Genomic DNA, 24,327 nt, shown 5'->3' on the forward strand with positions numbered 1-24,327 from the left:
TTCTTATCACTCTAAAATACATATTTTGCTGCTACCCAATTATTTTTTTCTAAGTTTTTTTCAAATTGAAGTCCTTGCTCAATACATTTCTCATTAACCCTAGGCAAATCATCCAAATAAAAACCGCTTAATAAAAGCACAGCTCCTTGCTTTAGACAGCTAACGTATTTAGGGATATCTGCCAGTAGAATATTCCTATTGATATTGGCAATTATCAAATCGTACTTCTGGTGCTTTAAGAGACTGGCATCACCTTCATGAACAGTTATAAAATTAACATTATTACGTTCCACATTTTCTTTAGCGTTTAAATAACACCAATTATCGATATCAATAGCATCAACTACTGTTGCTCCTCTTAATGCGGACAATATGGCCAAAACTCCCGTTCCACTTCCCATATCCAATACGGTACTACCTTCTAAGTCTAATTCCAAAAGGTGCTGAACCATCATATGGGTGGTTTCATGATGCCCAGTGCCAAAACTCATTTTGGGCTCTATAACAATATCATAATCAGCGGTAGATTTTTCATGAAAAGGAGCTCTAATCATGCAAATATCATCTACTAAAATGGGTTCAAAATTTTCTTCCCATGTGGCGTTCCAATTCTCCTGTTCAATTTCTTGACTGGTATGAGTGATTTTAAAATTGGGATTATCTATAATACCAATACCATCGAGTATATGAATTGACCAATCTTGCTTTTGAATGTAGGCAAGTACACCCGTCTCGTTCTCCACAAAACTTTCAAACCCTACCTCACCAAGCTCAGCAATCAAAATATCAGATGCTGGTTGTAAAGGAGCTACTTGAAATTTATACTCTATATAGCTAGGATTCTCCATTTCTTCTTACATTAAAAAGGGTATGAAAACATACCCTCTGTTTCCCTAAACGGGATATTTCACAAAATTTTCATTGATCACGGCCAAAAGATATAGACCACGAGGTAGTTTACACTAAATAGCCTTAACGATTGCGATAAAGTCATCCGCAACTAAGGAAGCACCTCCAATAAGACCCCCGTCTACATCTGGCTTAGAAAATATCTCTTCGGCATTTCCAGGCTTAACACTACCTCCATATAATATAGATACGTTATTTGCTACACTGCTGTCAAAGGCCTCACCAATAGTTTTGCGAATGAATGCGTGCATTTCTTGCGCTTGCTCTGGAGATGCCGTTTCACCAGTTCCAATAGCCCAAACCGGTTCATAAGCTAGTATGATATTACTCCAAGCAGCATTATCCAAGGCAAAAAGCGCATTCTTTAATTGCTCTTCAACCACCTTAAAATGATTGCCAGATTTACGATCCTCTAACTCTTCACCAAAACAGAACATAACTCTAATACCTTTTTCTAAAGCAGTGGTTACTTTTTTAGCCAAAATATCATCGGTTTCACCAAAATAAGCACGTCTTTCAGAATGGCCTATAATGGCCGTGTTGATACCAACATTTAAAAGCATATCTGCAGAGATTTCTCCTGTGTATGCTCCACTTTCTGCAAAATGCATATTCTGGGCAATTACTTCTATTTTAGATGATTCAAGGTTTCGTACGGCCGCAGTAAGATTAATGTAAGTGGGTGCAACCATTACCTCGGCATCCGTATCCGGTAGTTTTGCAGACAAGGCAGATAACAAGGTTTCCGTTTCATCCAGATTCTTATTCATTTTCCAATTTCCGGCTACAATTTTACTTCTCATTTTTATATTTTTAATTCTGTTTCTAGTTAAAAACTAATTCGTCTAAATCGTTATAATGTACTTTTTGCTTAATGGTCCCTTTTTCCAATACCAAAGCACCAGGGTTTGACCTGACTATCGTCTTTAATGTAGTCTCGTCGGTAAAATAAAACTCAAATCCAAGATTATTACCTGCAACCAACGCATCGGTTTGATCTGGTCCCGAGGCGGACATCCCTATCACTTTATAACCTTTCTCTAAGGCCTCGTCTGTAACACGTTTTACTTCTTTGTAAGCGTCTATATCAGATTTTCGTAAATCATAAGCCACAATCATGACCAGTTTGGGCTCTTGAAGTAAAGCTATGGCAAAGTCTTCACCGTTCTGCTCAATAGTGAAATCATGAACTGGAGGTTCATATCCTTTTTGAATCTCTTCCGTTTCTACTCCTATAAATTCTCCTTCTACCGTAGGATATTCACCATTCGTGATATAAATCTCCTCATTCCCATTGACATTAAATTTCCAAGCATACTCAAAAATAGCTTTAGGTGCGCCTTCGGGAACTCCCATCCCCTCCTCTATATTTTTTCCGATCTCGTATGGCCTAAAATCTATTACAGGCAAATGATTTAAAACATGGTTCACATAAATAATACAGAAAAGTAAAGACAAACCTATTAAAGCTTTTCCCAAAAATGGCCTGAACAATGGAGTTAAATACTTTTTACCAAAAAACAACAATAAAATGAGCACCAATAACACCACATCTTTTGTGAAAGATTCCCATGGTGTCAATTTTATAGCGTCTCCAAAACAACCGCAGTCGGTCACTTTATTAAAATAAGCCGAATAAAACGTTAAAAACGTAAAGAAAACTATCATTCCCAAGAGGCTCCAAAGTGTAAATTTCACCTTAAAACCAACAATCAAAAATACGCCTAAGAGCACCTCTAAGATGACCACAATGATGGATATCGCCAAGGCATAAGGAACAAAAACAGGTAAATCTAGCACGCCTTGACTAAAATATTCCTCTAGCTTAAAAGAAAAACCTACCGGATCATTTAGTTTTATAAACCCACTTATAATAAAGAGAATTCCAACAAAAATCCTTACTACTCCAACTATATATCTCATGTTTCAGTTCAGGTTTTATGATATTTTCAAGTGGATCAAGGCAAAAACGGCATAATTGACCATGTCTTGGTAATTAGCATCTATACCTTCACTTACTAAGGTTTTTCCCTTGTTATTCTCTATAGTCTTTACGCGTAATAATTTTTGAAGTATCAAATCCGTCAAGGAGCTTACTCGCATGTCGCGCCACGCTTCTCCGTAGTCGTGATTTTTATCAAGCATTAATTGTTTTGTAATGGCACTATGTTTCTCGTAAAGCTCCATAGCCTTTTTAGGGTCTAGGTCGGGCTGTTCAACCACCCCAAGTTCTAACTGAATTAAAGCCATAATGGAGTAATTGATAATACCTATAAACTCGGATTTTTCATCTTCATCTACTTTATGTACTTCATTTTTTTGTAAACCCCTAATGCGTTGTGCTTTTATAAAAATTTGATCTGTAAGCGATGGCAGTCTAAGAATACGCCAAGCACAGCCATAATCCAACATTTTCTTTTGATACAACTCCTTACATATGTTTATAACCGCGTCGTACTCCGCAACCGTGTTTTGCATGTAATTCTTTCTAATTTGTGTAAATTTCGCTTAAAATTTTGTAACCATCAAAACAGAAGGTTTAAACTTAGAATTTAGACATAAATCATCATAAAATAAACTATGACCATCAACTGCAATGGCAATTTAATAGACCTTTCAACACCTAAAATAATGGGTATCCTTAATATTACACCTGATTCTTTTTATGATGGAGGAAAACATAAAGATGAGTATGGTATCCTAAAGCATGTAGAAAAAATGTTGGTAGAAGGAGCAACTTTTATAGATGTTGGCGCCTATAGTTCTAGACCAGGCGCACCTGTCGTTTCTGAATCATTAGAATTAAAACGTATACTACCTATTATTGAATTAATATTAAAAAAATTTCCCGATACACTAATATCCATAGATACTTTCAGAGGTGCCGTGGCTAAAGCATGTATAGCATTGGGAGCTACCATGATCAATGATATTTCTGCAGGTCTAAGAGATAATTCGTTACTTCCTACAGTTGCCGAACTAAAAGTCCCTTATATTATGATGCATATGAAGGGAACCTCAAAAACAATGCAAGCGCAAACCGCATATGAGGATTTAATTAAAGATATATTGTTCTTCTTTTCAGAACGATTAGCAACGGCAAAAGCTAGGGGTATTAAAGATATTATTATTGATCCAGGGTTCGGGTTTGCCAAAACCCTAGCTCAAAATTATGTATTGTTAAATAAGCTTGCCCTTTTTCATATGACAGCCCATCCTGTCTTAGTAGGCCTAAGTAGAAAATCTATGATTTATAAACTATTGGAAAATACTCCTGAAGAAGCACTGAACGGAACTACGGCCCTGCATATGCTAGCATTGAACAAAGGTGCCAATATATTACGAGTACACGATGTAAAAGAGGCCATGGAATGTGTAAAGCTTCATGAACAGTTAGAAGCATAAAACTTATACCATTTTCGTTCATCTATTTTTGTTAATTTTACAAAAACGGCACCACTTGGATTTTTTGAATTTTATTGATTTTAAGATTACGGATGTCCTAGATATTGTCTTAGTAGCCGTACTCCTTTATTATATTTACAAATTGGTACGCGGCTCGGTAGCCATCAATATTTTTATCGGTATTGTTATCGTTTGGGCTTTTTGGAAGCTTACGGAGCTCTTAGGAATGGAAATGATCAGTAGTATGGTCGGTGCGTTTATGCAGGTTGGATTAATAGCTCTGATTATTGTTTTTCAACAGGAAATACGGAAGTTCCTATTAATGATCGGCTCCACCAATTTTGCAAATAAGCGAAACTTTATAAAGCATTTTAAGTTTTTGAAACAAGAGGGTATTGTTACCAATGTAGATGTGGATGCTATTTTAAAGGCTTGTGAAAAAATGGCGAACACTAAAACTGGGGCCATTTTAGTAATAGAACGAAATAATTCCTTAGACTTTATTAAGAATACCGGTGACCGCATGAATATTGAGGTTACCCAACCCATTCTAGAAAGTATATTTTACAAGAATAGCCCGTTGCATGACGGAGCGGCAGTAATTGTGAATAATTATATTGTGGCAACTCGCGTTATTTTACCCGTATCCAATGAGCGCAACATACCCTTGCGTTTTGGGTTACGGCACCGAGCCGCAGTAGGCATAACCGAAAAAACGGATGCGCTTAGTATTGTGGTAAGTGAAGAAACTGGATTAATTTCCTATATAAAGAATGGTGAGTTTGTATTGTATGACTCCATAACGCATTTAGGCAACATGCTAAAACAGGACTTGATTCAATGAATTGTAAGAACTGTGATAATACTTTACGAACGGATTATAGTTTTTGCCCCGATTGTGGCGCCAAAGTGATTAGAAACAGGATAACGGTAAAGAACCTTTGGTATGATGCCGTAGAGCGATTCTTCAATATTGATAACACTTTCTTAATCACTTTCAAAAACCTTTTTACAAATCCCGATTTAGTCATCGTTGGCTACATCAAAGGTGTTCGGAAAAAATACCTGAACCCTATAAGTTATTTTACTATTGCAGTAATGCTAGGTGGTCTGTTCGTCTTCTTAAATAAACAGTATTTTCCGGAAGCAATGGACTATCAGTTCAGCTCTATGAATGCTGAAGAAATGACTGAATCAGACAAGTTTGGTGTTGATTTAGCTAAAAAGTTTCAAGACTACACTTTTGAATATCAAAATCTATTTTATGTTTTAATGCTTCCCTTCTTGGCATTAATATCCAGACTAGTTTTTATCAATAAAAAAGAATATAATCTTAGCGAACATTTTGTGATGAACATTTACGGTTATTCTCAAATGTCTATATGCGTTAACTTAATGTATATTCTATTTATCTGGAATTCCCGGCTTATTTATTATGCCGCTTCTATAAACGGTATTTTTCAAATACTATACTTCAGTTATATGTTTAAAAAGATTTTCAAACTAAATCTGAAACAGACGGTTTTGAAGCTTTTATTTTTCTTGATAATTTTAGGTGCCGTATTTGCAATTATAATTGTGCTGCTCGGTATTTACCTTGCCTTTTTCACGGACACTTTTGCAAATTTAGCCCCTCCCAAATAAGATAGACTAAGCCACTTCTTCCGCTAAGAACTGCGCTTCGTAAAGGTTATTGTAATAGCCGCCTTTTTTGAGAAGTTCTTTATGGGTACCCATTTCCACTATATTTCCTGCATCCATAACTATTATTTTATCGGCTTTTTTAATAGTTGCCAATCGATGCGCAATGACAATAGATGTTCTACCCTCGGTGATTTTCTCTGTTGCTTTCTGAATCAACTGCTCGGAATAGGTATCTACCGAAGATGTGGCCTCGTCCAGCACCAAAATACTCGGATTGCTTACATAAGCCCTAAGAAAAGCTATTAACTGCCGTTGTCCGCTAGATAACATTGTGCCACGTTCCTTTACATTATAGGCATATCCTCCAGGCAGACTAGTGATAAATTCATCTACTCCTATGGCCTTAGCCGCACTTTCGATATGGGCGACGGTCACGGTCTTATCTTTTAGGGAGATATTATTGGCAATGGTATCCGCAAACAAAAACACATCTTGCAGCACTATGGCAATATGGCTTCTCAAAGATGCCAATTTATATTCTTTGATATCCGTACCATCTACACGTATAGCACCGGAATTTATCTCATAGAACCGATTCAATAAATTAATTATGGTAGACTTACCCGCACCGGTTGCACCCACAATGGCAATGGTTTCACCCGCTTTTACTTCAAAAGAAATACCATGCAGTACCTGTTCATCTTCAAGGTAACCGAATTTCACATTGTCGAAACTAATATCGCCTTTTACCTTATCCTTCACCACTATTCCAACATCTTCAATAGTGCTGTCCGTGTCCAATATTTTAAAAACCCTGTTTGCGGCAACCATACCCATTTGCAGGGTATTAAACTTATCGGCTATCTGGCGTAATGGTCTAAAGAGTAAATCTATCAACATGATAAAGGCAAATACCGTACCCGCCACATCGTCGGTTATACCTGCAACGTTTTGTAATCCTCCATACCAAACAACTAAGCCAACCGTAATGGAAGAAACGATTTCCGCAATTGGAAAAAAGATAGAATTATACCATACTGTTTTTAACCAAGCATTTTTATGTTTTTCATTGATTCTTCTAAAATTTTCGCTTTCAATATCCTCTCTGGTAAACAATTGCACAATGCGCATACCCGTAATGCGCTCTTGCACAAAAGAATTTAAATTAGAAACCTCTGCCCTAACCTCCGTAAAAGCAACCTTCATCGCTTTTTGAAATAAACGGGTAGCGTACAATATAAGCGGGAGTACCGCAAAAACTATAAGTGCCAGTTTCCAATTTATTAACAACATTACAGCAGCGGCCACTAACATTTTCAGTAAATCCGCTACAATAACAAAGAAACCTTGGCTAAAAATTTCTCCTATACGCTGCATATCCGCAACTGCCCTTGTGACAAGTACTCCTAAAGAAGAGTTATCAAAATACTTCATTCGGAAACCGAGCATTTTCTGGAACAAGTTAATCCTTACATCACGTATTACAGATTCTCCCAACAAATTCGCATAGTAATTGAAGCACAATTGACTCACTACCTGACCAATAAGAACGGCCAACATACCAATCGTCAAATTTAGAAGCTTTTCCGCATCACTGCCCTTAACCGCATCATCAATGATCAACTTTAAAAGCACTGCACTCAAAACTGCAAAACCAGAAAGTAAAATTGCCGCTAAAGCAACACCATAAAAGGTAATCCTATAGGGGCGCGTGTGTGCCATTAGGCGCTTAAAAAGTTTTGTATCAAAAGCTTTTCCGGACTCTTTATCCATTATCAAAGATGGTATTGGGATAGGTAATAGAAGTCAAATATAATCCTTTTGCCGGTACAGAAACTCCTGCTCTACCCCTATCCTTACTTTTTAAGATGGTATTAACATGGTCAACAGAAATTTTACCGGTTCCTACATTTAGAAGCGTTCCAACAACGGCCCTAACCATGTTTCTAAGAAAACGATCTGCCGTAATAGTAAATACCAATTTATCATCTTCCATTTTCCAAAATGCCGCTTTAACATCGCACATATAAGTATACACATCAGTATTAGATTTAGAGAAACACTCAAAATCTTTTTTCCCGATTAAAATGCGCGAAGCTTCGTTCATCTTATCCAAATCTAAATGTTGAAGAATATAATGAGCCGAATCTTTAAGAAAAGGGTCTTTATTTTTTGTTATATGGTATTCATAAGAACGTTCCAAGGCATGAAATCTAGCGTGTGCATCATGTTGAACAGTTTCACATTTTTGAACGGCAATATCCTCTGGCAATAAGGCATTTAATCTATAGATAAAATCTGCCGTATCCTTAATTTCATCAAAGTCAAAATGCGCATACATCTGTTTTGCATGGACACCAGCATCTGTGCGGCCAGCCGCTACCAAATCTACTTTATTACGCATTATTTTAGAAAGGGCTTCTTCCAGGACCATCTGTACTGTAATGGCATTTGGTTGTTTTTGCCAACCATGATAATTTTTGCCGAAGTATGAAAATTGAATGAAATATCTCAAAAGGATATACTAGTTTTGTGGTACGCAAAGATATCAAAAGCGAAGTAAGAAGCTGGCTAGATATTCTTAAAGAATGATGCTTTACAACTAATTTCATGACAAAAGTACTATTGCTTTCTGATACACATTCGCATATTGATGATGCCATTCTCAAGTATGCAGCCCAATCGGATGAAATTTGGCATGCGGGTGATATTGGCGCTTTAAAGGTAACGGACACTTTATCTAACTTAAAGCCGATACGAGGTGTTCACGGCAATATTGATGACCATATCATTCAAAAAGAATTTCCCCTAAACAATAGATTTTTCTGTGAAGGTGTGGACGTATGGATAACCCATATAGGAGGCTATCCTCCAAAGTATAATGCTAGGACGAAGTCCGAAATCACAGCAAACCCTCCGAAACTATTTATATGTGGCCATTCCCATATTCTAAAGGTAATGTGGGATAAAAAACTTGGCGTTCTTCATATGAATCCGGGCGCCTGCGGAAAGCATGGTTTTCACCAGGTAAGGACTATGTTGCGTTTTGTTATCGACGGGACGGATATTAAGGACCTAGAAATAATAGAACTTGGCAAACGCTAGGGGCTTTTGATTTCATCTAACCACGGCACTAGAGAAGCATAAACACGTACGATATAAAAAACCCGGGAACTACCCCGGGTTTAACGCACTAATACTACTAAGATGTTAGGTTTAACGTAAACGATCAACAGATTTTACAAGATCTTCATCCTTTTTAATAGCCCTATTTGCAAGGACTAAAAAAACGATAGAAAATACTGGAATCAACATCCCAATACCCTTCTCAGAAACCAAAGTTTCTCCGGATAAGTTTAGTGATCGGTAAACGAAAAATCCTAGTAAAAAAAGATTCAATATCATATTCAGTCTGTTCACGACAAACTGGTTTTTTCTATTCTTAAATAAAAATATAGTTAACAAAGCTAAAGCACCGGAAATATAAAATGCAATGGATATAAAAATTTCATTTTGCGCATAGATTTCTACACCTTTTGCATCTGACCAAAGATTCACAAAAAAAGGTAATACACCCATAATCAGGGCTACTATTACCAAATATATGCTCTGTATTCTTTGAATCATATTCTTTTTATGCTTGGGACAGCAAAAATACAGGTCTTTTTAAAAATTATCATCTAATTAATGAAAATAATTTGTATTATTGTCACGTTATATCTTAACACTTACCTTTAGGAATATCAATTCCAAAGCATACCCAAGTTAATAGTTTACTTCTTGTCAATACAAAACACGTATAATTTATCCCATAATTAATGTTTGAGATTTCAGATTTAAAATCAAAAAAGCTACCTGAGCTTCAGGAAATAGCCAAAGGACTTAATGTTCCAAAATTCAAGACCTTAAAAAAACTAGATTTAGTTTATCAGATTCTAGATTTACAGGCAGCAAACCCTAAAGCAGCAGCCGCTGTTGCTCCACAAGCCAAAGCAGAATCGGTAAAAAAACCGAAACCTAGAGTAACCCGTAAGGTTGAAAAGAAAGAGGACACCCCTGTTAAACCAGATGAAAAGAAGGAAGTTTCTAAAGTTGACGCTCCAAAAGAGGAAGCTAAAGTTGAAACTCAGGAAAAACCAAGACCAAGACCTAGGCCAAGACCAGCTGATAAGGATAAAAAGGATTTTCAGAAAAAATCCAATCCTAATCAAAATAGAAATCAGAACAATAAAAAACAACACAACTCTAGGAATAATCACGACAAAAGTAATTTTGATAAAGACCTCAAGAATCGCTATAAAGAACCAGAATATGAGTTTGATAGTATTATAGCCAGTGAAGGAGTTCTTGACATTATGCAAGATGGATATGGTTTCTTAAGATCTTCCGATTATAATTACCTATCCTCTCCTGATGATATTTATGTATCACAGTCTCAAATTCGATTATTCGGATTAAAAACTGGAGATACCGTATTAGGGAATGTTCGCCCACCAAAAGAAGGAGAAAAGTATTTCCCACTTATTAAGGTGAACAAAATAAACGGAATAGATCCCCAAGTGGTTAGAGATAGGGTTTCTTTTGAACATCTTACGCCATTGTTTCCGCAAGAGAAATTTAATCTAGCAGAAAGACAAAGCACAATTTCAACTAGAATCATAGACTTGTTCTCCCCTATTGGAAAGGGACAAAGAGGTATGATTGTTTCTCAACCTAAAACGGGTAAAACCATGTTGTTGAAGGATATTGCCAACGGCATAGCGGCAAACCATCCGGAAGTATATCAAATCATTCTTTTGATAGATGAACGCCCTGAGGAAGTAACAGATATGCAACGCAACGTTAGAGGCGAAGTAGTAGCCTCTACCTTTGATAAAGAAGCTACCGAACATGTAAGGGTAGCGAATATTGTATTGGAAAAAGCAAAACGACTGGTAGAATGCGGTCATGATGTTGTTATACTTCTAGACTCTATCACAAGATTGGCAAGAGCTTACAATACTGTGCAACCTGCATCAGGTAAGGTATTAAGTGGTGGTGTAGATGCCAATGCATTACACAAACCAAAACGATTCTTTGGGGCTGCTCGTAATATTGAAGGTGGTGGATCACTATCCATAATTGCGACAGCACTTACGGAGACCGGTTCAAAAATGGACGAAGTTATCTTCGAGGAATTTAAAGGTACCGGTAACATGGAACTTCAATTAGATCGTAAGATTGCAAATAGGAGAATTTTCCCAGCTATAGACCTTACTTCTTCCAGCACAAGACGTGACGACATGTTACTAGATGAAAGCACCTTACAACGAATGTGGATCATGCGCAAGTATCTTGCTGATATGAACCCTGTTGAGGCTATGGAATTTATAGAACAGCGTTTTAAACAAACGAAGAACAATGAAGAGTTCCTGATGACTATGAATCAGTAATTAATCTTCAATAGTATAGTTAACCCCAATTTCATAACTGAAAATTGGGGTTTTTTGATTTATCAATTTTATAAAAAAGAATTTCATCAATTTCTTTTATCAGATGAAAGACCCTACCAGTAATTTAATATCTTTAAAGTGTTAAAGATTCTTCCCCCAATCTATAGCAGTATTTTCTTATATAGAACGCTAATCCTTAAAAACCTATTACAAAATGAAAAAATCAAAAACATTACTAAAAGTTTTGGTCGTGGCAATGCTCGTTACCATTACGAGTTGTGGAGAAAAACAACCTACACAGCAAAAGGCGGAAATTGAAGTCATGGCACCAGAACAAATTGTTCAAATCCCAGAAGCTAAAAAAGCCTATGAAACTTATGGAGAGAGACGCGTTCCACTCATTCAAAAGTATGAAGACTCCATAAACAGAAATCAGAAAAAGGTAAAAGAAGAGAATCCCGAAAAAGGCAAACCTTTTGATGTAGGAAGGTTTGTTCATTATGACTACGAGACCATAAAGCAATATTTAGCCTACATAGAACAGGAAGCGGAAAAAGCTAATGTAGAAATCTCCACTTTGAGATTCTACTTTTCTAACTATCCAGATGAAACCTTTTTTCCTGGAACAAAAGATTCCATTAAGCATCCACGACAGAATTCTATACTTATCTCTCCAACCTATAACGATGGTAAGCGAGATTATCTATTCTACGTTGCGCAAGGAGCAAAAGGTCCACATGCAGTACCATTGAACAATAGTTTTGGAGAAATAAAAGGTTTTAGCGCTACGGAAAATACCCAAACCAAGGCTCACGCTTCTCTAGTTCCAATTATAGAATCGACCACCGTTCTTCCAAAATATAGTTTGCAAGGAGGAACAAGCCTTACTATGAACAGAGGTACTGGCGTACCACCACCAAAAAATCAATAAATTAGAGAAAGCTAATGATAGAGCTCCTATATAATAACTATTTCTTTTTGCTCTATTTTGCTGCGCTCCTACTTTCAATATTACGGTATAGACAGTATTATGATACGATATTAAAATATTTACCAGTCCTTATTGCCTATACCGTATTATCGGAAGTTTTGGGTTTCGCTGTTAGAAATTTTGACGAAATACAAATTGTATACAAAGAAGAATACTACTACTATAATACACTGATTTTTAACATATTCGATATTGTATTCTATTTATATTTTTTATCAATATATCACAAAGTACTAGTATCAAATATCCGTAAGAAGTTTGTAAAACTTGGAATACTTTTATTCATTTTTGTTAGCGTCATCAATCTATTTTTACAAAATTTCTATGTTGACCCACAAAATTATGCTATCATCGTTGGTTCTTTTTTTACAGTGGCTTCTGCTTTTATATATCTATTGCAACTGCAAAAAGACAATGTAATTCAAAAAACAAGTAACTTATTATTTTGGATAAGTATCGGAATTATTTTCTTTCATCTTTGCTACCCTTTAACCATGTATATATTAAGCTTTAAATATGAACTATATACCAATTTAAAAATAGCCCAGTTCCACTACTTTTCCATAGCCGTTTTATATACTTGTTTTATAATAGGTTTTATTAAAGTTAAAAGAACCAAACCCTATGAGATATCAAACTAAAAACTTATCATTAGATATAAAATAGCATAACTATTTTACTTTATTAAAAGAAGTATCCTTACAGGTTGTAAGCTTCTCCTAATCAGAGCTGTTTAGTTTTTCAATTAAGAACAATACTATTTTTACTAATTATTGGCATGTATACCTGCATTAGCCTAGGGTTTCTTTCAATGCAAAAAATAAGGTTATAAACTCTCTCACAACAAAAAAAGGCCCTCTTAGAATAAGAGAGCCTTTTAATAAAATTATATATTTCTAAAGCGCAGCTACGTGCTTCGCTAATTTACTTTTTAAATTAGCAGCCTTATTATCATGAATGATGTTACGCTTTGCTAAACGGTCAATCATGCTAACAACACTTGGGAAAAGAGCCTCAGCATCTTTTTTGCTTTCTTCAGAACGCAATTTCTTAATTGCGTTACGTGTTGTTTTGTGCTGATACCTATTACGTAAACGTACCGCTTCATTTCTTCTTATTCTCTTTAATGCAGACTTATGATTTGCCATCTTTTAACTTGTTATATTTTCTATGGAATTTCTTCCATTAATTTAAGTAGCCCGTAGGGGAATCGAACCCCTGTTACCAGGATGAAAACCTGGCGTCCTAACCCCTAGACGAACGGGCCCAATAAACGCTAAGAATCTAAAAAAAGATACCTTAACTTAAAACTATTCATTAAACCTTGTAGCCCGTAGGGGAATCGAACCCCTGTTACCAGGATGAAAACCTGGCGTCCTAACCCCTAGACGAACGGGCCATTGCATTATACAATTGCGGATGCAAAAATACAATTATTTTTTACTACCACAACACCTAGATATTATTTTTTAAAATCTTTTAATAAGCCTTTGCAAATAGCACTCTTTTTGATGATGGTTTTCCCGTAACCATGCAGACACCAGCCTCTTCTTTAGCATCAATGGGAATACATCTAATCGTAGCCTTTGTTTGATTTTTAATCAATTCTTCCGTTTCAGAGGTTCCATCCCAATGCGCCGACACAAAACCACCTTTAGATCCTATTATATCTTTGAATTCCTCATATGAATCCACTAAGGTAATATGCTCTTTTCTGTAGTTTGCCGCTTTAGTGTAAATATTCTTCTGAATATCTTCTAATAGAAATTCGATTTTTGCGACGACTTCCTCCATAGCAACCGTTTCTTTCTCCAAAGTATCCCTACGGGCCACTTCATACGTTCCATTTTCTAGATCTCGCTTTCCAATGGCCAATCTAACAGGAACACCTTTCAACTCATACTCATTAAACTTAAAACCAGGTTTATGTGTATCTCTATTATCGAACTTAACGGTAATTCCTTTCTTTCTTAATTCTTTAACTAAAGGCTGAACTTTTTCAGATATTACATCTAACTGCTCCAGGCCTTTGTATATCGGTACAATTACAACTTGAATAGGTGCTAGTTTAGGAGGTAAAACCAGACCATTATCATCACTATGGGTCATTACCAATGCGCCCATCAATCTTGTAGAAACCCCCCAAGAGGTAGCCCAAACATATTCTTTCTGTCCTTCCTTGTTTGCAAATTTCACATCAAAAGCCTTAGCAAAGTTTTGGCCTAAGAAGTGGGAAGTTCCCGCCTGTAGCGCTTTACCATCTTGCATTAAAGCTTCTATACAATAGGTTTCAATAGCACCTGCGAAACGCTCACTTTCCGTTTTTACTCCCTTAATGACAGGAACTGCCATATGGTTCTCCGCAAAGTCGGCATATACGTGCATCATTTGCTCCGCCTCCTCAAGAGCCTCCTTTTCAGTAGCGTGGGCAGTGTGCCCTTCTTGCCACAAGAACTCTGCAGTTCTTAAGAAAAGACGGGTACGCATCTCCCAACGCACCACATTGGCCCATTGATTGATAAGTAAGGGTAGATCTCTGTAAGATTGAATCCATTTTCTGTACGTATCCCATATAATGGTTTCAGAAGTTGGCCTAACAATTAACTCTTCTTCAAGTTTGGCATCCGGGTCAACTATAATTCCACTTCCATCTTCAGCATTTTTTAATCTGTAATGCGTAACAACAGCACATTCCTTTGCAAAACCTTCTACATGACTAGCTTCCTTGCTTAAGTACGATTTTGGAATAAAGAGTGGGAAGTATGCATTTTCATGACCCGTCTCTTTGAACATTTTATCCAAACCTGCCTGCATCTTTTCCCAGATGGCAAACCCGTATGGTTTTATGACCATACAGCCTCTTACTCCAGAGTTTTCCGCTAAATCTGCTTTTACAACGAGTTCGTTGTACCATTTAGAATAATCTTCACTTCTGCTCGTTAAATTTTTACCCATTTTAAGTAGTTTGGCACAAAACTTGTGTTTATTGAAGAAAAATAATTCGGTAAAACTAGTTATTTTTAATATGTTCAACAATTAATTTTAGACTGATGATATATTCTCTACCCCTTAACAAATTGCGCAACATTTCAGTGATTGCAATTTTAGCAGCACTGTTCGTTTCCTGTGGTTCTTATCAGCAAGCGTCTTATTACGATAATGACGGAATTTATTCCAGTGACACACCCCGTGTTACGGAACGTCAGCCAAGGCAGGGTTATACTCAAAGACAACAAGAGGAATCTAATACGTACTCTGACTATTTCGAACAAAAAGCCAATCAGTATGATGAAATATTGGATAGCGAAATCTTTACCGATGTAGATTCGTACGCTAGTAATGGTATCGACGAAGCGATTGATCAAGACCAATTAGTGGATTACTATAACAACGCAAACGATTACCAAGGTTTTGGAGGATGGGGAGATAATGCCACCAACGTAAATATCAATTTTCATAATAACGGATGGAATAACGGCTTCGGATGGGGATGGAACGATCCTTTTCTTTGGGGCGGAGGTTTCGGATGGGGCGGTGGCTTTGGATGGGGTTGGAACAATCCTTGGAGATGGAACCGTTGGAACAACTTTGGCTGGGGCGGAGGCTTTGGCTGGGGAGGCGGTTTTGGATGGAACAATTGGGGCTGGGGAGGCTACGGTCTAGGCTGGAACAATTGGGGCTGGGGCGGTGGCTTTGGATGGGGCTATAACAACTTTGGCTGGGGAAGAAATTTTAGAGGGCAAAATTTTGCCTTCAATAACTCTAGAAGAGGATACTATAACAGAAATACAGTTAACAATAGCGGTATAGCGACTTCACTTAGAGGAAGGTCTAACGTTAACACAAGAGGTAATTCCCCTAGATACCGAAGCTCTAGTTCAAATACACGATCTGCGAGTGCAAGAAGTAGAAGTGGAGTGAGCAATAGAACTTACAGAGGTAATACAACTTCTAGAAGAACGGTGGGGGTAGATCAAAATAGAGCGTATAGAACTAGCAGAAGTACTAGAGCAACCCCTAGATATAACAATTCATCGAGGAGTGGAAGATCATACAGCAGTACAAGTCCAAGAACTAGTGGTTATAGAAGCGGTACATCTACCTCAAGGTCAAGTGCTGCTAGGACGGGCAGGATGACAACTCCAAGGACATCTACCTATCGTAGATCGGGAACAAGTTCACGAAGCAGTGGCTACAGTTCAGGTAGAAGTAGCTCCTCTAGAAGTAGCAATTATAGTTCCGGTAGAAGTAGTTCAAGAAGTTCTGGCAGCTACAGAAGTTCTGGAAGTAGCTCAAGAAGTTCTGGCAGCGTAAGAAGCTCTGGAGGCGGTTCAAGATCATCTGGATCTCGATCTAGCAGTAGTAGAGGCGGCGGTAGAAGACAGTAATATTTTCCAATTTACTCAAACTAAAAAATTATAAATGAAAAAGCATTTAACTTTCATAGCGTTATCCCTATGTTTAATAGGAAGTGCCCAGAATATAAATGACGTACTTCGGTATTCTAATGAAAACCTACAGGGTACGGCCAGATACCAAGCTATGGGCGGCGCTTTCGGAGCCCTTGGAGGGGATTTGTCATCTTTGAATATTAATCCGGCAGGATCTGCTGTATTCAACAATAGTCTTATCACATTATCAGGTTCCTATTACTCTAGGGATAATGATGCTAGCTATTTTGGCACCTTGAATAATACTACCTTCAATGACACGGATTTGAATCAAATCGGTGGGGCTTTCGTTTTCAAAACTATTGATGATGACGCTGATTGGAAGAAATTTACATTAGCCTTTAACTATGATGTAACTCAAAATTTTGAAAATAGGATTTTTGCATCCGGACAAAGCACGGAAGGTGTGGATAATTACTTTTTAAACTTCGCGCAAGGCGTACCTTTCAATTCTATCCTTTTACAGGAGGGCGAATTCATAGAGGACGCTTATTTGGACATTGGCGCAAATCAAGGTTTTGCTGACCAACAGGCATTTTTAGGTTACTATGGGGGATTAATCGATCCCGTGGGTGCTGATGACAGCACAACTGATTATGTTAGCAATGCCACTTATTCTAGTGTAAACCAGCGGTTTTCTAGAACTACCTCAGGGTATAATAGTAAATTTACACTAAATGCGGCTTCTCAATACAGAGACGTTCTTTATGTTGGTGGTTCCTTAAATTTTCATAGTATATTTTATAATAGGCTAGATCAATTAAGTGAAAGTGGTTATGATACAGATTCAGAAATACAGAACACAACCTTTGATAATTTTCTTCAAACTGAAGGAAATGGATTTTCTTTTAGTGTAGGAGCAATTGCCAAACTAAATGACTACGTAAGATTAGGCGGTAGCTACCAGTCCCCAACATGGTATCGTTTAACGGATGATTTTTCGCAGCGCATAAGTTCAGACCTGGCAGACGATGATATTGGTTTTATAGATTTTAATATCATAAATCTTTTTGATGTATATCGAATAAAAACTCCTAGTAAGCTAACAGGTAGTATGGCTATAATTTTTGGAAAAAATGGATTACTAAGTTTTGACTATGGCTATCAAGATTTTTCTCAGGCCGAATTGAGACCAGCAAATGATGCCAGTTTTCAAACTGTTAATTCTCAGATTTCCAATGAGCTTGCAGCAGTGTCAACTTTTAGGTTAGGCGGTGAATATAGAATTAAACAAGTAAGCCTTAGAGGTGGGTACCGTTTTGAGCAAAGCCCTTATACCAACGGTAACACTATTGATGACTTAACAGGATTTTCCGCCGGTATTGGTTACAACTTTGGTGGAAGCAGATTGGATTTTGGAGTCAATAGGACCGAGCAAGATATCAACGAAAGTATTTTTGACACAGGTGTTACTGCACCAATAATGGTCAATAGAATATTAACGAATGCTACTTTAAGTTACACCCTTAACTTTTAAGATAGAAAAGCTCGTCAAGATAAAAAAGAAAGCCGCTTTGCAGCGGCTTTCTTTTTTATCGTTTTAAAGTGAAGTGGGTTTTTCTTGTTTTGGCAACTACAACACCTGCATCGTCCTCAGAATATTCGAACCGGAACCAGTAATCGGTAGCCGGCATTGGTCTGCCATTAAATGTGCCATCCCAGCCACCAATGGTGCCCAATTGTTTTAATAATTTGCCATAACGATCGAACACAAATACAACCGGATCGGTCAAGGTCTCAATACCTCTAATATTCCAAAGGTCATTTATACCATCTGCATTTGGAGTAAAGAACTTAGGATAAGCAACAACTAAGAATTCTATAGGCTCTGTAGTTCCACAGCCGTTTTTATCATTGATTATAATAGTATTCAAACCAGGAGGAATATCCATAAAAACAGGGTCATCCTGAAAGGTATCACCGTTAAGAGAATATTCATAGGCACCGTCACCATCAACAACAATCTCCACATTGTTGATATCCGGGTCTATAGACAAGTTTGTATCCAACACCTCTACCCTATCTAAAACGGGGATACCAAAAAAGGTAATTAAAATACCTCCTTGATCTTCTACAAATTGTGGAGAGCCAGATATTGTTGTAATTCTCGCAAAATAGCGTCCAGAATTAGGGCTGGTAACGACCAACTCGGCTCCAAAAGGACCGGAGCCCGTTAAGGTATCGTCAATAGTTCCATCATCCTCATAGTCAACTGTCCATTCTACACTTGCGATATCTGAACCTGCCGGAGAATTCAAAGCACTTAAGGTAATATCTGGATCTCCTTCGCAGGCAATAATATCTAAACCTAAAAATTCATCCCTAAGTGTACAGTCCAACGCGGTGTTCTGATCATCTTGAACAGAGCTTCCAGTAAAGGTAAGCATGTAGGGCTCTGGATCTCCATCAAAATTAGTATTGAAATTATTTATTAAAATATAATAGATTTCTCCTGGTTGAACGTCTAACCATTCATCATACGTATTTTGACTTCCCACAAGGAAAGGTGCACCCTCTTGACCATTTTCCGGATTAACGCCCACCCCGGTAAAGTTGGTATTATTCACTTCATAATTACAGCGAATAGGCTCAGAAGTGCCGTCACCAATTATAGAACAAAAATTTTGCCCGCTAGTTTGGTCATAGGGTCCATAAACAGCAAAATCCCACTCTGCTGTTGGCGTACCCGTTCCACCATTACTGGGTAAAGCTTCAATATCGAATCCTACCTGTCCTCCAGTACCGGCTCTAAAAACATACCAGGAAGTGTTATTTTCAATATTAGCGGAACTTACACTACCTTTTTCCAGACAACCCGTCTGTCTGACAACATCAGGATCAAAGTCATCTATATCACCACCACCGTCGGCAAGACCCATTATTGGTTGATCCGCACAAACAGGTATTGCTGTTCTACAATCCGGTGAGTTTTGAGCGTTCGTTCCCCATATATAAAGGAAAAAACAAAAGGCAGCACAAAAAAGTGTTCGCATAAAATGTGGGGCTATTTAATATACTTTAACGTATATAATAACTTTGTTCATGCCGGTTTAGTATTCTACAACAGATTTTTATGCGGTTAATCGATGAAATACACTTTTCAGGATATCGAAAAAAACTTAACGCTTGATACTAAAGTGATTATTAATAAATTTTGCAGTAACTCGTTGCCCATCCATATCGGTATATGAAAGCTTAAACCAATAATCTGACACTGGCATTATTTTACCACTGGACATCCCGTTCCAGCCAGGACTATTTTCATCCATTTGATACAATAGTTTTCCAAATCGGTCGTAAATATGAACCACAGGGTTATCGAGAACACTCATACCTCCAACGGTCCACAAGTCATTAATTCCATCCCCATTAGGTGTAAAGAATCTCGGGAAACCAACGATGACAATATCTTGAATAGCAACACCACACCCATTTCTATCATTTACGGTTATCGTATGAAGGCCTGGAAGGATATCATTAAAAACAACAGAACTTTGTGGACTATTATCATCTAATTGATATTCAAAATCACCCTCTTCCTGTGTAAATACAGTTACCATATTACTATCATCAGCATATTCAATATCAATATCCCTGATTACCGGAGGTCTAGAAAAAGTTACGGTCACTGACCTTACCGCAACACAACTAACAGCTCCTTGGTTATTAGTAACGGATAAGGTATACGTCCCTTCTGTAGTCACGGTAATCTGAGAAGAAACCTGACCAGAATCCCAAGAATAGGTATAGTTTGGGTTTGGAATTCTTTGACCCACAGTTGCCACTGGCGTATCCTCACATATATAAACAGCCGTAGGAAAATCTAGCTCAGGAATCGCTACAGTATTAATATCAAAAGTTTCTGAAACATCGAAACAATTTGTATTGGCAATGGATGTGGTTCTTACGTATATGGTCTGAGAACCTTCTGTTGGCACATAAGTGCTGTCCAATGCATTGACTCCATTAGTAGCCTCCTCTAGGGAAAGATAGTAACTAATCCTAAACTCGTTTGGACTTTGACCACCAAGCGCTTCCATATTTTTCATACTTAAATCAAAAGTAGTTCCGTCCAAACAAATAAGCTCATCCGCAATAGGGTTTGTTGTAGGGGAAGGAGAGAAAGAAACCTGTACTTCACTTATAATATTCTCTCCTGATGGAACTACCACCAAAACACGATACATACCAGAAACAGCCACATTCAAGTTTTCCCCACTCTCCGCCGGTATTTGCTGATAGCCATTACCAATATCTAAATACCACTCATAGGATAAGGCATCAATAGTTGTTGCACTAAGACTGATACTATCATTTTCACAAGCGGCAATTGGTGGACCTAATAAATTACTTATAATGGAGCAATCTAAAGCTGAGTTAGGAAAATCTATAAATACATCTCCTGAAAACTGTATGGAAAAACCAGAGTTGTTGTTGCTAAAATTATTGATAAACAAGTAATAATCTTCTCCAGCGGAGACATCTAACCAATCATCATACTGAAAATTGTCTACTCCAGTCGGGTCTTCACCGAATCCTGTGAATGTATTATCATCAGAATTATCAAAATAGTTACATCTTACCGGTTCGCCTAAATTTGAACAATCAGCGGCACGGTAAAGGGCAAAGTCCCAATCTTCGGAAACATCGAAACCGATATTTATTCCTAGCTGACCACTTTCTCCTGTTCTAAATCTGTACCAAGCAGAGTTTGATTCTATAGGGCCAGTTGCCAAAGCGATACAACCCGTAACGGATGCACCATTGAAATCATCGATGCCAAAACCGTCAGTTCCTCCATTTATGGGCGTATTGTTACAAATAGGAACGGCATTGGCACAATCTGGAGACACTTGGGCCAAAATAAGGTTTGTTGCGGCAAAAAATATAAAAAATAAAGCAACACTTAAGCGTGTCATAAATTAGTTTCTGATTTGGAACCTAAAAATATAGCGCCCCTTCCCTTAACACTAATTTATGTTGTGTAACGCCGTTAAATCGTTATAAAGTGGCATATAATGTATATCTTTGAGGCTTGTTAAAGTTCATTTTAAATGAAAATAGAAGGTACATTGGAAGACCATTTTGAACAGCTTGGAGACGACCATGTCTCTACATCCGAAGAAACACCATTACGTGAAGATGCCTTTATCTTAACCGATGATGAAAAGATTGGAAGAATAAAAGAAAGTGTTAGGGAAATAATGCTAACGCTAGGTTTGGATTTAGAAGATGACAGTCTTAAGGGCACTCCAAATAGAGTAGCGAAAATGTTCGTAAAAGAGATTTTTGGCGGTCTACATCCGGATAAAAAACCCAAATCATCCACTTTTGATAACAAGTATAAATATGGGGAAATGCTGGTGGAAAAAAATATTACCCTTTATTCTACCTGTGAACATCATTTGTTACCTATAGTTGGCAGAGCTCATGTAGCTTATATTTCTAAAGGAACGGTTGTTGGTTTATCGAAAATGAACAGGATAGTAGATTATTTTGCCAAAAGACCTCAAGTACAAGAAAGATTAAATATTCAAATTGTAAGAGAACTTCAAAAAGTATTAGGCACAGATGATGTTGCATGTGTAATAGATGCTAAACATTTATGTGTAAACTCAAGAGGTATAAGAGATATCGAGAGTAGTACGGTTACGGCGGAATATGGCGGTAAGTTTAAAGATGAGGCCGTAAGAAGGGAGTTTTTGGACTACATCAATTTAGAAACCAATTTTTAATTACCTCGGCAACAATGCAATTGTACGAACAACAAACCATTAAAGTTCATAACTCACTTACCGGCAAAAAGGAAATTTTCAGTCCATTGAACGAAGGACATATTGGAATGTATGTTTGTGGCCCAACGGTTTACAGTAATGTACATCTTGGGAATTGCCGCACTTTTATGTCTTTTGATATGATTTTTAGGTATTTCCGTCACCTAGGCTATAAAGTAAGATATGTACGCAATATTACCGATGCTGGTCATTTAGTGGATGATGCAGAAGATGGCGAAGACAAAATAGCTAAAAAGGCTCGTTTGGAACAATTAGAGCCTATGGAGGTGGTACAGCGTTATACGGTGGACTTTCATAATATCTTGGAAAAGTTCAATTTCCTTCCGCCTAGCATAGAACCCACAGCTACGGGTCATATCATAGAGCAAATAGAAATCATCAAGGATATCATAGAAAAGGGGTATGCTTACGAGATTAACAATTCTGTTTACTTTGATGTCGTCAAGTTTAATAAAACCCACGAATACGGGAAGTTAAGTGGGCGGAAGTTAGAAGATATGATTGCCAACACAAGAGAACTTGCGGCTCAAGACGAGAAAAAAAGCCCTCAAGATTTCGCATTATGGAAACGTGCCGAGCCACAGCATATTATGAGGTGGCCCTCTCCTTGGGGTGATGGTTTTCCTGGCTGGCATCTTGAATGCACCGCAATGAGCACCAAATACTTAGGAGAAACCTTTGATATTCACGGAGGAGGAATGGATTTAAAATTTCCCCATCATGAATGTGAAATTGCACAAGCAGAAGCTAGCAATGGTAAGTCTCCCGTTCAATATTGGTTGCACGCAAATATGCTGACTTTAAACGGCAAGAAAATGGCAAAATCTACTGGTAATAGTATTCTACCTGGAGAAATATTTTCTGGAAAAAATGATATCTTAAGTAAGGCCTTCTCCCCTTCCATGGTACGTTTCTTTATGATGCAGGCGCATTACACCAGTATTTTGGATATTAGTAATGATGCCCTGTTAGCCTCCGAAAAGGGGTTTAACAAACTCATGGAGGCTATTAGTTCTTTAAAAGCAATACCTACGGGCAATACTACCGATTTTGATATTTTGTCATGGAAAGCATCTTGCTATGAGGCAATGAACGACGATTTTAATACCCCGATATTAATTGCTAAACTATTTGATGCGGTAAAGCACATTAATCTGGTTAAGGAGGGTACCGAGTCTATTACTAAAGACGATAAGGAAGAACTCCAGAACACACTACAAAGTTTTGTTTTTGATGTACTTGGACTTGAAAGCAAAAGCGGTTCTAATGTAGGGACGGAAAAACTTGAAGGCGTGGTGGCTCTTTTAATTCAATTAAGAAAAGAAGCTAGAGAGAACAAGGATTTTGCCACATCAGACAAGATAAGGGACCAATTAGCTTCTTTGGGGATACAATTAAAAGACGGAAAAGAAGGTACAACTTTTAGCGTTTCATAGGTGTATTCCAAATACAAAAACCAGTACTGAACAAATGAAAAAAATCTTAATAGCACCCTTTATCGCTTTAGTAAGATTTTATCAATTAGCCATTTCCCCTTATACACCCGCGACGTGCAGATATTCTCCCACCTGCTCTCAGTATACTTTAGAAGCACTAAAAAAACACGGGCTTTTTAAAGGCGGTTGGTTGGCAACCAAAAGAATATTTAGTTGTAATCCGTGGGGGGGAAAGGGTTACGACCCCGTTCCCTAAAATTTATT

At 37.5% G+C, this 24,327-nt stretch carries 22 protein-coding genes and 2 tRNA genes; 11 read left to right on the forward strand and 13 right to left on the reverse strand.

The window, feature by feature from the left end; all coding sequences use genetic code 11:
• Positions 1-11: 11 nt before the first annotated feature.
• From prmA to SJY09_RS08700, 4 genes are all read right to left on the reverse strand, one after another.
• Positions 12-848, reverse strand: coding sequence for a 50S ribosomal protein L11 methyltransferase (prmA, locus tag SJY09_RS08685; protein WP_396638558.1), 837 nt, complete (start codon positions 846-848; stop codon positions 12-14).
• 114 nt (positions 849-962) lie between these two features.
• Positions 963-1,712 (reverse strand): triose-phosphate isomerase, encoded by a 750-nt coding sequence (gene tpiA / locus SJY09_RS08690; RefSeq protein WP_396638559.1) that lies wholly within the window; start codon positions 1,710-1,712, stop codon positions 963-965.
• A 22-nt stretch (positions 1,713-1,734) separates the two neighbouring features.
• On the reverse strand, positions 1,735-2,832 hold the full coding sequence (locus SJY09_RS08695; protein ID WP_396638560.1) for a BT_3928 family protein: 1,098 nt from the start codon (positions 2,830-2,832) through the stop codon (positions 1,735-1,737).
• Between the two features lie 15 nt (positions 2,833-2,847).
• Positions 2,848-3,387 (reverse strand): DUF1599 domain-containing protein, encoded by a 540-nt coding sequence (locus SJY09_RS08700; protein ID WP_396638561.1) that lies wholly within the window; start codon positions 3,385-3,387, stop codon positions 2,848-2,850.
• Between the two features lie 102 nt (positions 3,388-3,489).
• Here SJY09_RS08700 and folP point away from each other — a divergent pair, with 102 nt between their 5' ends.
• The 3 genes from folP to SJY09_RS08715 are packed head-to-tail and all read left to right on the forward strand — an operon-like array spanning position 3,490 to position 5,958.
• Positions 3,490-4,314 (forward strand): dihydropteroate synthase, encoded by an 825-nt coding sequence (gene folP, locus SJY09_RS08705; RefSeq protein ID WP_396638562.1) that lies wholly within the window; start codon positions 3,490-3,492, stop codon positions 4,312-4,314.
• A gap of 55 nt (positions 4,315-4,369) precedes the next feature.
• On the forward strand, positions 4,370-5,158 hold the full coding sequence (gene cdaA, locus SJY09_RS08710) for a diadenylate cyclase CdaA (protein WP_396638563.1): 789 nt from the start codon (positions 4,370-4,372) through the stop codon (positions 5,156-5,158).
• The gene (locus SJY09_RS08715; protein ID WP_396638564.1) at positions 5,155-5,958 is read left to right on the forward strand and encodes a DUF3667 domain-containing protein; all 804 of its coding nucleotides are present in this window, start codon (positions 5,155-5,157) and stop codon (positions 5,956-5,958) included. Before cdaA ends, SJY09_RS08715 begins: the two co-directional genes overlap by 4 nt.
• A 6-nt stretch (positions 5,959-5,964) precedes the next feature.
• On the opposite strand, the gene SJY09_RS08720 is transcribed toward SJY09_RS08715, so the two are convergent.
• Both SJY09_RS08720 and truA read right to left on the reverse strand, forming a co-directional pair.
• Positions 5,965-7,731, reverse strand: coding sequence for an ABC transporter ATP-binding protein (locus SJY09_RS08720; RefSeq protein ID WP_396638565.1), 1,767 nt, complete (start codon positions 7,729-7,731; stop codon positions 5,965-5,967).
• Positions 7,724-8,473: a tRNA pseudouridine(38-40) synthase TruA gene (gene truA / locus SJY09_RS08725; protein WP_396638566.1), complete on the reverse strand. Its 750-nt coding sequence runs from the start codon at positions 8,471-8,473 to the stop codon at positions 7,724-7,726. The genes SJY09_RS08720 and truA overlap by 8 nt, the downstream gene beginning before the upstream one ends.
• 95 nt (positions 8,474-8,568) lie before the next feature.
• Between truA and SJY09_RS08730 the strand changes: the two genes are divergently transcribed.
• On the forward strand, positions 8,569-9,063 hold the full coding sequence (locus tag SJY09_RS08730; RefSeq protein ID WP_396638567.1) for a metallophosphoesterase family protein: 495 nt from the start codon (positions 8,569-8,571) through the stop codon (positions 9,061-9,063).
• A 111-nt stretch (positions 9,064-9,174) separates the two neighbouring features.
• Here the strand turns inward: SJY09_RS08730 and SJY09_RS08735 are convergent, their stop codons facing one another.
• Complete coding sequence (locus tag SJY09_RS08735; protein WP_396638568.1) at positions 9,175-9,585, reverse strand: DUF4293 domain-containing protein; 411 nt, start codon at positions 9,583-9,585, stop codon at positions 9,175-9,177.
• A 191-nt stretch (positions 9,586-9,776) separates the two neighbouring features.
• Here SJY09_RS08735 and rho point away from each other — a divergent pair, with 191 nt between their 5' ends.
• The gene (gene rho, locus SJY09_RS08740; protein ID WP_396638569.1) at positions 9,777-11,390 is read left to right on the forward strand and encodes a transcription termination factor Rho; all 1,614 of its coding nucleotides are present in this window, start codon (positions 9,777-9,779) and stop codon (positions 11,388-11,390) included.
• A 214-nt stretch (positions 11,391-11,604) separates the two neighbouring features.
• On the forward strand, positions 11,605-12,321 hold the full coding sequence (locus tag SJY09_RS08745) for a hypothetical protein (RefSeq protein ID WP_396635347.1): 717 nt from the start codon (positions 11,605-11,607) through the stop codon (positions 12,319-12,321).
• A 956-nt stretch (positions 12,322-13,277) separates the two neighbouring features.
• Here SJY09_RS08745 and rpsT read toward each other — a convergent pair.
• The 4 genes from rpsT to proS all read right to left on the reverse strand — a co-directional run bounded on the left by rpsT (position 13,278) and on the right by proS (position 15,336).
• A complete protein-coding gene (gene rpsT, locus SJY09_RS08750; protein WP_396635348.1) occupies positions 13,278-13,529 on the reverse strand; it encodes a 30S ribosomal protein S20 in 252 nt (83 codons plus the stop codon).
• A gap of 47 nt (positions 13,530-13,576) precedes the next feature.
• Positions 13,577-13,648, reverse strand: a tRNA-Glu gene (locus tag SJY09_RS08755).
• Positions 13,649-13,708: 60 nt separating this feature from the next.
• Positions 13,709-13,780, reverse strand: a tRNA-Glu gene (locus SJY09_RS08760).
• An 80-nt stretch (positions 13,781-13,860) separates the two neighbouring features.
• Positions 13,861-15,336, reverse strand: coding sequence for a proline--tRNA ligase (gene proS, locus SJY09_RS08765; RefSeq protein ID WP_396635349.1), 1,476 nt, complete (start codon positions 15,334-15,336; stop codon positions 13,861-13,863).
• Positions 15,337-15,431: 95 nt separating this feature from the next.
• Here proS and SJY09_RS08770 point away from each other — a divergent pair, with 95 nt between their 5' ends.
• The gene (locus tag SJY09_RS08770; protein ID WP_396635350.1) at positions 15,432-16,769 is read left to right on the forward strand and encodes a hypothetical protein; all 1,338 of its coding nucleotides are present in this window, start codon (positions 15,432-15,434) and stop codon (positions 16,767-16,769) included.
• Positions 16,770-16,803: 34 nt separating this feature from the next.
• Positions 16,804-18,309, forward strand: coding sequence for an OmpP1/FadL family transporter (locus SJY09_RS08775; protein WP_396635351.1), 1,506 nt, complete (start codon positions 16,804-16,806; stop codon positions 18,307-18,309).
• A 55-nt stretch (positions 18,310-18,364) separates the two neighbouring features.
• On the opposite strand, the gene SJY09_RS08780 is transcribed toward SJY09_RS08775, so the two are convergent.
• Together SJY09_RS08780 and SJY09_RS08785 are read right to left on the reverse strand one after the other, a co-directional pair.
• Complete coding sequence (locus SJY09_RS08780; protein WP_396635352.1) at positions 18,365-19,825, reverse strand: T9SS type B sorting domain-containing protein; 1,461 nt, start codon at positions 19,823-19,825, stop codon at positions 18,365-18,367.
• Positions 19,826-19,951: 126 nt separating this feature from the next.
• Positions 19,952-21,751: a T9SS type B sorting domain-containing protein gene (locus SJY09_RS08785; protein WP_396635353.1), complete on the reverse strand. Its 1,800-nt coding sequence runs from the start codon at positions 21,749-21,751 to the stop codon at positions 19,952-19,954.
• A gap of 135 nt (positions 21,752-21,886) precedes the next feature.
• Between SJY09_RS08785 and folE the strand changes: the two genes are divergently transcribed.
• Genes folE through yidD form a run of 3 tightly spaced genes read left to right on the forward strand, consistent with a single transcriptional unit; the run spans position 21,887 to position 24,319 of the window.
• Positions 21,887-22,567, forward strand: a complete 681-nt coding sequence (gene folE, locus SJY09_RS08790) for a GTP cyclohydrolase I FolE (protein WP_396635354.1) — start codon at positions 21,887-21,889, stop codon at positions 22,565-22,567.
• A 14-nt stretch (positions 22,568-22,581) separates the two neighbouring features.
• A complete protein-coding gene (cysS, locus tag SJY09_RS08795) occupies positions 22,582-24,063 on the forward strand; it encodes a cysteine--tRNA ligase (RefSeq protein ID WP_396635355.1) in 1,482 nt (493 codons plus the stop codon).
• Between the two features lie 34 nt (positions 24,064-24,097).
• Positions 24,098-24,319, forward strand: coding sequence for a membrane protein insertion efficiency factor YidD (gene yidD / locus SJY09_RS08800; protein ID WP_396635356.1), 222 nt, complete (start codon positions 24,098-24,100; stop codon positions 24,317-24,319).
• Positions 24,320-24,327 lie beyond the last annotated feature (8 nt).

The organism is Maribacter sp. R77961, assembly GCF_044594925.1.
GTDB lineage: Bacteria > Bacteroidota > Bacteroidia > Flavobacteriales > Flavobacteriaceae > Maribacter.

What these genes read in the sequence shown, in the direction of transcription:
- SJY09_RS08735 (WP_396638568.1), bottom strand. Translation starts at nt 9,585, where the DNA reads ATGATTCAAAGAATACAGAGCATATATTTGGTAATAGTAGCCCTGATT.
- SJY09_RS08730 (WP_396638567.1), top strand. Translation starts at nt 8,569, where the DNA reads ATGACAAAAGTACTATTGCTTTCTGATACACATTCGCATATTGATGAT.
- folE (WP_396635354.1), top strand. Translation starts at nt 21,887, where the DNA reads ATGAAAATAGAAGGTACATTGGAAGACCATTTTGAACAGCTTGGAGAC.
- SJY09_RS08720 (WP_396638565.1), bottom strand. Translation starts at nt 7,731, where the DNA reads ATGGATAAAGAGTCCGGAAAAGCTTTTGATACAAAACTTTTTAAGCGC.
- SJY09_RS08780 (WP_396635352.1), bottom strand. Translation starts at nt 19,825, where the DNA reads ATGCGAACACTTTTTTGTGCTGCCTTTTGTTTTTTCCTTTATATATGG.
- folP (WP_396638562.1), top strand. Translation starts at nt 3,490, where the DNA reads ATGACCATCAACTGCAATGGCAATTTAATAGACCTTTCAACACCTAAA.
- SJY09_RS08745 (WP_396635347.1), top strand. Translation starts at nt 11,605, where the DNA reads ATGAAAAAATCAAAAACATTACTAAAAGTTTTGGTCGTGGCAATGCTC.
- tpiA (WP_396638559.1), bottom strand. Translation starts at nt 1,712, where the DNA reads ATGAGAAGTAAAATTGTAGCCGGAAATTGGAAAATGAATAAGAATCTG.
- rho (WP_396638569.1), top strand. Translation starts at nt 9,777, where the DNA reads ATGTTTGAGATTTCAGATTTAAAATCAAAAAAGCTACCTGAGCTTCAG.
- SJY09_RS08700 (WP_396638561.1), bottom strand. Translation starts at nt 3,387, where the DNA reads ATGCAAAACACGGTTGCGGAGTACGACGCGGTTATAAACATATGTAAG.
- SJY09_RS08770 (WP_396635350.1), top strand. Translation starts at nt 15,432, where the DNA reads ATGATATATTCTCTACCCCTTAACAAATTGCGCAACATTTCAGTGATT.
- rpsT (WP_396635348.1), bottom strand. Translation starts at nt 13,529, where the DNA reads ATGGCAAATCATAAGTCTGCATTAAAGAGAATAAGAAGAAATGAAGCG.
- SJY09_RS08715 (WP_396638564.1), top strand. Translation starts at nt 5,155, where the DNA reads ATGAATTGTAAGAACTGTGATAATACTTTACGAACGGATTATAGTTTT.
- SJY09_RS08785 (WP_396635353.1), bottom strand. Translation starts at nt 21,751, where the DNA reads ATGACACGCTTAAGTGTTGCTTTATTTTTTATATTTTTTGCCGCAACA.
- SJY09_RS08775 (WP_396635351.1), top strand. Translation starts at nt 16,804, where the DNA reads ATGAAAAAGCATTTAACTTTCATAGCGTTATCCCTATGTTTAATAGGA.
- prmA (WP_396638558.1), bottom strand. Translation starts at nt 848, where the DNA reads ATGGAGAATCCTAGCTATATAGAGTATAAATTTCAAGTAGCTCCTTTA.
- cysS (WP_396635355.1), top strand. Translation starts at nt 22,582, where the DNA reads ATGCAATTGTACGAACAACAAACCATTAAAGTTCATAACTCACTTACC.
- proS (WP_396635349.1), bottom strand. Translation starts at nt 15,336, where the DNA reads ATGGGTAAAAATTTAACGAGCAGAAGTGAAGATTATTCTAAATGGTAC.
- yidD (WP_396635356.1), top strand. Translation starts at nt 24,098, where the DNA reads ATGAAAAAAATCTTAATAGCACCCTTTATCGCTTTAGTAAGATTTTAT.
- SJY09_RS08695 (WP_396638560.1), bottom strand. Translation starts at nt 2,832, where the DNA reads ATGAGATATATAGTTGGAGTAGTAAGGATTTTTGTTGGAATTCTCTTT.